We start from the raw sequence: 10,977 nt of genomic DNA on the forward strand, positions 1-10,977 counted from the left end.
TCGATGTCGTTGCGCCGGGCCCACTGGGCGATGCGGCTCTGCGCGTCGTAGAGCGCCAGGGTGGCGGAGACGGGGCCGACGTCCTTCGACGAGTCGGAGTAGCCGAGCATGACCTCGAGGCGGCGGCCGGTCGCGGCGAGCCGCGCCTTGACCGGCTCGAGCTCGATGAGCCCGTCGAGGATGTCGGTCGAGTTGTTGAGGTCCGCGAAGGTCTCGAAGAGCGGGATGACGTCGAGCACGGGCGCCGCCTCGGCCGAGCCGAGGGCGCGCTTCGCGAGCTCGTAGACGTTCGCGAGGTCCTCAGCGGACTGCGTGAACGACACGATGTAGCGACGGGCGGCGTCGACGCCGAACCGTTTCTGCAGGGCCGAGATCGTGTGGAAGACCTCGAGCACCTCGTCGGCGAGCTCCGAGCGGGGCGTGGCGCCCGAGCGCAGCTCTTCGAGAACCTGGCGGTGCACCTTCGAGTGCTGTCGCACCTCGAGGTCGGCGAGGTGGAAGCCGAACGACTCGACCTGCCAGATGAGGTGCTGCAGCTCGCCGGACGCGGCGCGCTCGGCGCCGCCCTCGCGCAGCGAGGACTGGATGATGCGCAGCTCGGCGAGCAGCTCGTCGGGGCTTTCGTAGGCGAGGTCGGCGTCGCGGGTGCGGGTCGCCACGATGCGGCGGGTGACGAAGAGCAGCGCGCGGCGGTGCGGCTCGGTGTGCGAGCGCTGCTCGAGATCGTCGGCGGCGAAGCCGGCGAGGGCGCGCTGCCGGATCCACAGCTCGGAGAGGGCGGCCGAGGGCGGCGTGTCCTCCGCAGACAGCGTCAGGGTGCGGCCGATGCGCGATGCAGCGCGCTCGTAGCCGAGCAGCACGTGCTCGCTGGCGATCTGGGCGGCCTGCCGGGTCACCTTGGCGGTCACGAAGGGGTTGCCGTCGCGGTCGGCGCCGATCCACGAGCCGTAGCGCACGAAGGCCTTCGCGCGGGCCGGCGCGCGACCGGCATCCGGGCCGAGCAGCCAGTCGTCGAGCGCGCGGTACACGCGCGGGACGACCTGGAAGAGCGAGGTGTCGAACACGTTCATCGCCGTGCGGACCTCGTCGACCGGGGTCGGCTTCTGCGCGCGCAGCGGGCTGGTGCGCCACAGGGTGTCGATCTCTTCGAGCAGCCGGCGCTCGTTCTCGAGACCGCTCGCATAGCCGAGGCGCGGGTCGTCGCGCTCGGCGAGCAGTTCGGCGATGCGGCGGATGGCGCCCGAGATCGCGGGGCGGCGGGCCTCGGTCGGGTGGGCGGTGAGCACGGGGTGGAAGCGGAGCTCGGCCACACGGCGCGCGGTCTCCTCTTCGCCGACCTCGCTCGTGAGCTGGGTGATCGCGCCGGCGAAGGTGTCGGTGCGGGTCTCGGCGCGGCCGGGGACGTCGCGCTCGCGCAGGCGGCGGATGCGGTGCTGCTCTTCGGCGAGGTTCACGAGGTGGAAGTAGGCGGTGAACGCCCGGGCGACCTGCTCTGCGCGCTCGGGCGTGAAGCTCGCGACCAGCGCCTCGGCCTCTTCGAAGCGCTCCTGATCGTCGTTCTCGTAGGCGGCGATGGTGAGGGCCCGGAGCCGTTCGACGTCCTCGAGCAGGCCGGGGGCGCTCGCGTTCAGCACGCGGCCGAGCAGGCCGCCGAGCGTGCGCACATCGGCGCGGAGGGGCTCGTCGACCTCGGCGCGGGCGTTGTCGCGGCGGCGAGAGGGCGACGGGGCGGTGTCTGGCTGAAGGTCGCTCACGCAGTCAGGTTAGGTGACGCGCGCGGTCCTAAGCCAATTGGCCCGTTACATGGGCGTTACGGTATGCCGCGTGTTACGCCGAGCGCCCGCGGCTACTCGGCCAGCACCTTGGCGATGCGCTGCACCGAGACGCTCTCTGCGGTGCCGAGCGGCTGGGCGAACAGGCTGATGCGCAGCTCCTCGAGCATCCAGCGGGCGTGCCGGATGCTGGGGCGGGCACCCGGCTGCAGGGGAAGCGTGCCCCCGGCATCCGTGTATCTCGCGGTCGCGTTCTGCACCTCGGTGAGCCACACGCGGTCGCGGCCCGGGTTGTCGGGCAGCCTCTCGATACGCCACGCGATGCCGTTCAGGTAGCGCGGCAGGTGGCGCAGCTGCGCGCGCCCCGTCGCCGAGATGAAGCCGGGGTAGACGAGGTTCGCGAGCTGCTGCTTCGCGTCGGCGAGCGGGGCGAGCAGGGCGAGGCTGCTGGTCGAGGCGAGCGCCTTCTCGGCCGCGCGCGCGGCCGTGAGCGTCGCGGCCACCTGCTTGACGGTGTCGAACATCGCGTCGACGACGAGCTGGGATGCCTGATCGCGCACCCGCTCGTAGTCGGTGCGCGTGAACACCATGCCCTGCGACGCGTCGTTCTCGAGCACCTCGTCGATGACCGCGGCGAGGCAGTCGGCGAACAGCGCGGGCGTCGACGCGTAGGGGGCGGTCGCGAGCGCGAGCTTCTCGGGGGCCGTCAGATGTTCTTGCACGTACGACGCGGGCGACGGGATCTCGGCGAGCAGCAGCCGCCGCACCCCGCGGGGGTGCTGCCTGGCCTGCTCGGCCGGGGTCGCGAGGATGCGCAGCGCGACGGTGCCGCGCTCGTCGACGAGAGCCGGGTAGCCGCGCACCGTGTTCTGCAGCCCGCCGACCGTCGTGTCGACCTGACGGGGGAGCTCTTTCATGTCCCACTCGGGAACGCTGGCGCGCTCGAGCGCGTCGGGCACCCGGGCCGTCGCGACGGCCGCGACCGAATCGCGCGCCTTGCTTTCGAAGCGGTGCTGCAGCGCCGCGAGGTCCTTCGAGCGGCCGAGCCGCTTGCCCCGCTGGTCGATCACGGCGAACGTCGGCCGCAGATGCGCCGGAATGCGCTCGAGGTCGAAGTCGCCGGGGTCCACCGGGGCGTAGGTGAGCTTCTTGATCGCCGCCGCCACGACGTCGGCGAAGGGGCGGCCGTCGGGCTCGGCGGGCACCTCGGCGACGATCTTCGCCGCCCAGTCTGCGGCGGGCACGACCGAGCGCCGCAGCGCCTTGGGCAGCGAGCGGATCATCGCCGTGACGAGCTCGGCGCGCAGCCCGGGCACCTGCCAGTCGAAGCCGGCGGGGGCGAGGCGGGCGAGCAGCGGCAGCGGAACGGTGACCGTCACGCCGTCGTCCTCCGCTCCCGGCTCGAAGCGGTAGGAGAGCTGGAAGCGCTGGTCGCCCTGCCGCCAGATGCTCGGGAACGCGGTCTGGTCGACGAGCTCGTCGGGGGAGTCGTCGCCGAGAAGCATCCGCTCGGTCATCGTCAGGAACTCGGGGTCCTTCGCGCGTGCCTCACGCCACCAGCGCTCGAAGCTGCGCGTGTCGACGACGTCGCGCGGCACGCGCTCGTCGTAGAACGCGAACACCGCCTCCTCGCCGCCCGTGATGTCGCGGCGGCGCGTCTTCTCCTCGAGCTGCGCGATGCGCGTCACGAGCGCGCGGTTCTTGCGGTCGAACTCGAACAGCTGCCCCTTGCGCGCGGTGGGCCAATCGCCGTCGACGAGCCCGTGGCGCAAGAAGAGCGTGCGGGCGTATGCCTCGTCGATGCGCGCGAACTGCACCCGGCGGCGCTCGATGATCGGCACGCCGTAGAGCGTGACGCGCTCGTAGGCGACGGCGGCGCCCTGGTTCTTCTCCCAGTGGGGCTCGGAGTACTGGCGCTTGAGCAGCGCATCGCCCGCGATCGGCTCGGCCCACGCGGGGTCGATCGCGGCGTTGACGCGCGCGAACAGGCGGCTCGTCTCGACGAGCTCGGCGCTCATCAGAGCTGCGGGCTGCTTCTTGGCGAGGGCCGAGCCGGGGAAGACGACGAAGCGCGTGCCGCGGGCGCCCGCGTAGTCCTTCTTCTGCAGGTCGCGCAGGCCGAGGTGGCTGAGCAGCCCGGCGAGCAGGGACTTGTGGATGCCGTCGGGGTTCACCGCGGGCTCGCCCACGGTCAGGTGCAGCTCTTTCGACATCCGGCGCAGCTGGCGGTAGACGTCCTGCCATTCGCGCACGCGCAGGTAGTTCAGGAACTCGGCCTTGCAGAGCCGCCTGAAGGCACTCGAGCTGAGCTCGCGCTGCTTCTCTTCGAGGTGGTTCCAGAGGTTGAGCAGGGTGAGGAAGTCGCTCGTCGGGTCGACGAAGCGCGCGTGCAGCTGGTCGGCGGTGCCCCGGCGCTCGACGGGGCGCTCGCGCGGGTCCTGGATCGTGAGGCCCGCGACGATGGCCATCACCTCGCGCGTGGTGCCGTGCCGCCGGCTCTCGAGCACCATGCGCGCGAAGCGCGGGTCGATCGGCAGGCGGGAGAGCTCGCGGCCGATGCGGGTCAGGCGCAGCTCTGCGCCCCGCCCTTGCAGGGCCCCCAGCTCGGTGAGCAGATCGAGGCCGTCTTTCACGCCCCGCGGGTCGGGCTTGGTGAGGAACGGGAAGCTCTCGATCTGGCCGAGGCCGAGCGAGATCATCTGCAGGATGACCGCGGCGAGGTTCGTGCGCAGGATCTCGGGCTCGGTGAACGCGGGGCGCTTCTCGAAGTCGTCCTGCGAGTAGAGGCGGATCGCGATGCCGTCGCTCGTGCGGCCGGCGCGGCCTGAGCGCTGGGTGGCGGAGGCCTGGCTGATCGCCTCGATCGGCAGCCGCTGCACCTTGGCGCGCGTCGAGTAGCGTGAGATGCGCGCGGTTCCGGTGTCGATCACGTACTTGATGCCGGGCACCGTGAGGCTCGTCTCGGCCACGTTCGTGGCGAGCACGATGCGGCGACGGATGCCTGGCCGGGTCGACGTCTCGAAGACGCGGTGCTGCTCGGCCGCGCTGAGGCGCCCATAGAGGGGGAGCACCTCGGTCTGATCGGCTTTGCCCTGTCGGGTGAGGTGGCCGCGGATGGCATCCGCCGCGTCCCTGATCTCGTTCTCGCCCGAGAAGAAGACGAGCACGTCGCTGAGGCTTTCGCGGGCGAGCTCGTCGAGGGCGTCGAGGATGCCCTCGTTCAGGTCGCGATCTTCCGATGGTCGAGTAGCCCGCGAAGCGGGCGTATCGAGACCCGCACCTGCGGCATCCACGTCGTCGTCTTCGACGTCCTCAGCCACGAGCGGCCGGTACCTGACCTCGACGGGGTAGGTGCGCCCCGACACCTCGATGATGGGCGCGGGGTTCCCGGCGGCGTCGGCGAAGTGCTTCGCGAACGACTCTGGGTCGATCGTCGCTGAGGTGATGATGGCCTTGAGGTCGGGCCGGCGCGGCAGCAGCCGGGCGAGGTAGCCGAGCAGGAAGTCGATGTTGAGGCTGCGCTCGTGCGCCTCGTCGATGATGATCGTGTCGTAGGCCGTGAGCTCGCGGTCGCGATGCATCTCGTTGAGCAGGATGCCGTCGGTCATCAGCTTGATGCGAGTGCTCGCGCCGACCTGGTCGGTGAAGCGCACCTTGTAGCCGACGGTCTGCCCGACGCTCTCGCCGAGCTCGTCGGCGATGCGCTCGGCGATGGTGCGGGCGGCAAGGCGGCGGGGCTGGGTGTGGCCGATGCGCTCGCGCCCGATGCTGAGGGCGATTTTCGGCAGCTGGGTGGTCTTCCCCGAGCCGGTCTCGCCCGCGACGATGACGACCTGATGGTCACGGATCGCCGCCGCGATCTCATCGCGCTTCGCGCTGACCGGCAGTTCGGCAGGGAAGCGGATCTCGAGATTGTCGGACATGCCTCGTCGATTCTCCCATGCGCGCGACGCCGAGGAGTGAGTTCAGGCTCCCTCTTCGCGAAAGAGGCGACCCGAACTCACACTTCGGGGGAGGTCGGGAGCGGCGATGCCGACGCGGGGGCCGGGTGCTCGCGCGCCCAGGACTGCATCGTGTCGAGCACCGCGTCCGCGTTCTGACGGGGCCACCGCACATGGTCCCAGGCCCGGCCCTCGTTGGCATCTGTGCCGAGATGCACGCGCTCGGGGGTGACGGGCCCCACCCGCTGCGCCAGCATGTCGACCGCCCGAGACGACACGAGCGTGTCGCCGGCGAACGACAGCTGGAGCACCGGCACCTCGACGTGGTGCAGTGCCTCTTCGTAGTCGGTCGAGGTGTTCGCGAAGATGAACCGGTTGGTGCGCGCCTCACGGTGCCAGTCGGCGATCATCGTCTTCGGCTGCCGGTCGCCGAAGCCGAGTCTGTGCCCCGGGAAGTAGCCCCAGACCTGCGTGATCGTGCGAGCCCACGGCGTGACGAGTCGTCGCTGCAGGCGCGCGACGAAGCCGTCGCGCGAGGTGAAGTGCGCCGCACCGCTCGCCGCAGTCATGACGCGGTCGGGGCGCAGGATGCCGGCGCCGGTCGCCGTGAGCGCGAGCAGTCCCCCGAGGCTGTGCCCCACGACCGTGAGGTGCTCGATCTCGCCGAGCGGCGACTGCCGGAACGCGGCCGGAATGTCCTGCTCGATGATCGTCGCGTAGCCCCAGTCGTGCTTGCGCATGTCCGTCGTCGACGTGCGCGGGCGGCCGCGCATCTCGAGGCCGAAGATGCGGATGCCGCGCGCGGCGGCCTTCTCGAAGAGCGGCCGGTAGTACCCGATCGGGACGCCGAGAGCGGGCAGGAAGAGGACCGCGGCCGAGGCATCCATCGACCTGCTTGTCTCGGAATGCGCCTGCGGCCGGTATTCATCGACGACGGTGCGAGTGCCGTCGGGCGCGGTGATCGGGTGCTCCGTTGCCATGCTCGCAACGCTAGCCACGCCGCCGCGCGCGGTCATTGCGCCTTGTGAACTGCCCACAAGAGGCCGCCGGAAGCGAGCCAATACAGTTGTCCGCATGCCCCTCGACTTCGAAACGCGCCAGATCCACGCGGGTGCGGTGATCGATGCGCATGCCCAAGCGCGCGTCACGCCGATCTACCAGACCGCCGGCTACGTCTTCGATGACTTCGACGACGGCGAGGCGCGCTTCGCCGGGCGCGGGGGGCGGGCATACTCGCGCAACGAGAACCCGACGAACTTCGTCGCGGGGCAGCGCATCGCCGACCTCGAGGGCGGTGTCGACGGCATCGTCGTCGCGAGCGGGCAGGCGGCGATCCTCGTCGCGGTCGCGGCGCTGGCGGGTGCCGGCGACCACGTGCTGATCACGCGGTCGCTCTACGAGGGCACGAATGAGATGTTCCGCGGGGTGCTGAAGCGCCAGGGCATCGAGGCCGAGTACGTGCCCGACGACGCGAGCGACGAGGAATGGGCTGCGCGCTTCCGCCCCACCACGAAGGCTCTCTACACCGAGAGCCTCACGAACCCGCTGGGCCAGGTCACCGACCTCGCGCGGCTCGCCGCGATCGCCCACGCGCACGGCGTTCCCCTCGTCGTCGACAACACCGTGCCGACGCCGTATCTCGAGCGGCCGATCGAGTTCGGCGCCGACGTCGTCATCCACTCGACCTCGAAGTGGCTCTCGGGCCACGGCTCGGTCATCGGCGGCGCGGTCGTCGACGGCGGCCGCTTCGACTGGGCCGCCTCTGGCCGCTTCCCGCAGCTGACCGAGGCGCCGAGGCCCGGCGTCGGCTCTTTCGTGGAGCGCTTCGGCGCCGGCGCGCTCGGCGCCTATCTGCGCACGGTGATCGTGCTCGAATACGGGCCGACCGTGCCGCCCACGAGCACCTTCCTGCTGCTGCACGGCATCGAGACGCTGTCGCTGCGCATGGAGCGGCACGTGGCCAACGCCCAGGCGGTGGCCGAGTTCCTCGAGGGGCGGCCCGAGGTGGCATCCGTTCTCTACCCGGGGCTCGCCTCGAGCCCGTACCGCGCACTCGCCGAGCGCTACCTGCCGCTTGGTGCGGGCTCGGTCGTGTCGGTCGACCTCGGGTCGCGCGACGCGGCGCGGCGCTTCATTGACGCGCTCGAGCTGATCACTCCCATGACGCACATCGGCGACGTGCGCACGCTGGCGATCCACCTGGGGTCGACGATCCACCTCAAGCTGAGTGACGAGCAGCAGGCGGATGCCGGCATCACGCCGGGCCTCGTGCGGCTGTCGGTCGGCATCGAGAGCGCGCGCGACATCCTCGCCGACCTCGAGCGGGGGCTGCAGGCGGCCGGCTCGGTCGCCTAGCGTCTGGGGTTTGGGGTCTGGGGTCTGGGGACCCCTGGGGCCCCTGGAGCCTGAGGCCTGGGGGCTGGGGCCTGGGGTCTGGGGCCCCTGGGGCCTGGGCCTGGCACCTGGCACCCGGCGCCTCGCCCGCACCGCGCGGCGACAATAGTTGTCGGAAACTCCGACGGCCGTTCCACGCGGCGACACTCGAGGCGGGTTCGACCAGGGCGAAGCGGCATCTACTGTCGCCTCCCAACGGAAGTCGGACGCGAAGCGACATCTAGTGTCGCCGCGTGAGGGGCGCCCGGCTCGGAGCGACATCTAGTGTCGCCGCGGGCGGGGTGTCCGGCTCGAAACGGCATCTAGTGTCGCCGCGGGCGGGGTGTCCGGCTCGGAGCGACATCTAGTGTCGCCGCACGGTGACTACAACGAGCCGACCCCGAGCCGCGCGCCGACGGCGACCAGTGTGCGCTCGATGCGGCGCACTGCCTCGACCACCGTCGACGGCTCGCACGCCAGGTTGGCGCGGGCGAAGCCGCGACCGACGGAGCCGAAGCTCGGCCCCGAGTTGAACGCGACCCGACCCACCTCGCGCAGCACCGCGGCGGGGTCGTCGCCGAGCGCGGTGTCGCGGAAGTCGAGCCACACGAGGTAGCCGGCGTTCGCCGGCACGAGCTTCACCTCGGGCGCGTGCTCGGCGAGCTCGGATGCGAGCAGCGCGACGTTCGCGGTGATGCGCTCGACGGCGGCATCGCGCCAGTAGGTGTTGGCGAACGCGGCGATGTTGGCGCGCAGGCCGAGCAGGCTCGTGCGCGCGGCGAGCTCTTCGGGCAGGCCGTCCAGCTGCGCCGCGGTGCGCGGGTCGTTTCCGACGACGACGGCGCACTTCACGGCGGCCAGGTTCCAGGCCTTGCTCGCGCTCGTGACGGTGGCGCTGCGCGCACCGGCCCCGGCGGCGACCGCTCCGAACGGCACGAACTCCGTGCCGGGGTGGGTGAGCGGGGCATGCACCTCGTCGCTCACGACGAGCACGTCGTACGTCGCGGCGAGCCGGGCGAGCGCCTCGAGCGACGCGCGCGTGTGCACCCGACCGGTCGGGTTCTGCGGGTGACACAGGATCATGGCGTCGACGCCGTCTCGGAACGCGGCTTCGAGGCCCGCCAGATCGAGAGACCAATCGGATGCCTCGACGAGCGGCACCTCGACGGGCTCGGCCCCGGTCTCGCCGATCATCTCGTAGAACGGGTTGTAGACGGGCGGAGTGATGACGACGCGGCCGCCCGTGCGCGGCAGTTCGAGGCGCAGCACCTCGACGATGCCGACCGTGACGTCGGTGGCGAGGTGCACCCATGCGCGGTTCACCTGCCACCCCCACGACGCCGCCGCGAAGTCGGCGAAGGCGGGGGCCAGCGGGCCGGGGTTGTCGAGATATCCCGTGTCGCCCGCGGCCAAGGCATCCGTCACCGCGGCCGTGATCTCGGGCGCGATGCCCCAGTCCATCTCGGCGACGAACAGCGGCAGCACATCCTCGGGGAACCGGCGCCACTTGATGCTCGAGCGCGTGCGGCGCAGGTGCGGGAGAGGCAGGGCCGGCTCGAAAGTCATGCCCCCAGGATGCCGCGCGGCGCGCGCCCGCCGGAAATCGCTATGACTTCTTGAGTCTCTTCTTCTCGGCGGCGATGTCGTAGTCGGGCAGCGGCCACGTGAGGTCGAGGCCCTCGAGCACGCCGTCGAGCAGGCGCTGCACGGCGATGCGGGCGAACCACTTCTTGTCGGCGGGAACGACGTACCAGGGGGCGACGTCGGTCGAGCAGCGCTCGATCGCCAGCTGATACGCCTCCTGGTACTCCTTCCAGAAGCCGCGCTCGGTCACGTCGGCCGGGTTGTACTTCCAGTTCTTCTCGGGCCGGTCGAGGCGCTCCTGCAAGCGCTTCTTCTGCTCGTCGGGCGAGATGTGCAGCATCACCTTGAGCACCGAGATGCCACGGTCGACCAGCCCCGCCTCGAACTCGTTGATCGCGCCGTAGCGGCGCTCGATCTCGGCCGCCGGGGCCATCTGGTGCACCCGTTGGATCAGGACGTCCTCGTAGTGCGAGCGGTTGAACACGCCGAGCTTCCCTGGCTCCGGCACCCGCCGCGCCACCCGCCAGAGGAAGTCGTGGCGGCGCTCCCACGCGGTGGGCGCCTTGAACGACGTGAGCTGCACGCCCTCGGGGTGGGTCATGCCGACCACGTGGCGAACCGTGCCGTCCTTCCCCGCGGTGTCCATGCCCTGCAGGACGAGCAGCACGCGCCGCTCGTCGCCCTCCACACCGCGCGCGTAGAGGCGCTGCTGCAGCTCGGTCAGATCGGCGGCGTCCGCGGCGAGCACCTCTTCACCGGTCTTCTTGTCGCCCTTGAAGCCGGGGGTCGACGCGGGGTCGACGTCGGCGAGCACGAAACCGGGGCCTGCCTTGAGCGACTCGGCCGGGTCAACCTTCCATGCCTTGTGCATGGGCTGACTCTATTGCCCCCACCACGGGGGTGCGCTAGAGGCTAGGCCGCATCGTGAAGTCGGCCGAGCAGGCCCCACACGGCGCGCGTGAGGCCGGGGTGATCGAGGGCGATTCCGCGCAGCACCCCGTATTCGAATCGCTCGGCCGCACCGTGCGCGGCGGTGGGGTGGTAGGCGCGGGCGCGCTCTTCTTCCAGGCCGGCCGCCTCGATGCGCTCGAGCCGCATCGTCAGCACCACCTGCTCGTCGACGCTGGGCAGCTCTGGCAGGAACTCCCACGGGTCGTCGCCGAGCCGGCACTTGAGCTCGATGATGGCGGAGAGCTCGTCGCGCGCCTCGCGGCGCCGCGTCTCGAGGTCCTCGCTGCCAGTCATGCGGGCCACCCTACGCCAGCCCTCTGACCCGCTGTCAGCACCGGTGCGCAGAGGCGCGTGGT

7 protein-coding genes are annotated in these 10,977 nt (G+C 71.2%); 1 reads left to right on the forward strand and 6 read right to left on the reverse strand.

The features are described from left to right. From ACM2XV_RS08650 to ACM2XV_RS08660, 3 genes are all read right to left on the reverse strand, one after another. A partial coding sequence (locus tag ACM2XV_RS08650) for a phosphoenolpyruvate carboxylase (RefSeq protein ID WP_487026639.1) occupies positions 1-1,754 on the reverse strand: 1,754 nt, incomplete at its 3' end. Between the two features lie 92 nt (positions 1,755-1,846). Beyond that, the gene (gene hrpA, locus ACM2XV_RS08655) at positions 1,847-5,695 is read right to left on the reverse strand and encodes an ATP-dependent RNA helicase HrpA (RefSeq protein WP_487026640.1); all 3,849 of its coding nucleotides are present in this window, start codon (positions 5,693-5,695) and stop codon (positions 1,847-1,849) included. Between the two features lie 77 nt (positions 5,696-5,772). Continuing rightward, a complete protein-coding gene (locus tag ACM2XV_RS08660) occupies positions 5,773-6,693 on the reverse strand; it encodes an alpha/beta hydrolase family protein (RefSeq protein WP_487026641.1) in 921 nt (306 codons plus the stop codon). A 94-nt stretch (positions 6,694-6,787) separates the two neighbouring features. On the opposite strand from ACM2XV_RS08660, the gene ACM2XV_RS08665 reads away from it, so the two are divergent. After that, on the forward strand, positions 6,788-8,068 hold the full coding sequence (locus ACM2XV_RS08665) for an O-acetylhomoserine aminocarboxypropyltransferase/cysteine synthase family protein (protein ID WP_487026642.1): 1,281 nt from the start codon (positions 6,788-6,790) through the stop codon (positions 8,066-8,068). Between the two features lie 402 nt (positions 8,069-8,470). Here the strand turns inward: ACM2XV_RS08665 and ACM2XV_RS08670 are convergent, their stop codons facing one another. The 3 genes from ACM2XV_RS08670 to ACM2XV_RS08680 are packed head-to-tail and all read right to left on the reverse strand — an operon-like array spanning position 8,471 to position 10,915. Next, positions 8,471-9,652 (reverse strand): MalY/PatB family protein, encoded by a 1,182-nt coding sequence (locus ACM2XV_RS08670; protein ID WP_487026643.1) that lies wholly within the window; start codon positions 9,650-9,652, stop codon positions 8,471-8,473. Between the two features lie 40 nt (positions 9,653-9,692). Further along, entirely contained in the window at positions 9,693-10,541 is an 849-nt protein-coding gene (locus tag ACM2XV_RS08675) for a PPK2 family polyphosphate kinase (RefSeq protein ID WP_487026644.1), read from the reverse strand. 41 nt (positions 10,542-10,582) lie between these two features. Next, positions 10,583-10,915 (reverse strand): hypothetical protein, encoded by a 333-nt coding sequence (locus ACM2XV_RS08680; RefSeq protein WP_344775495.1) that lies wholly within the window; start codon positions 10,913-10,915, stop codon positions 10,583-10,585. Positions 10,916-10,977 lie beyond the last annotated feature (62 nt).

This window comes from Gryllotalpicola sp. CP2-P1 (assembly GCF_057512245.1).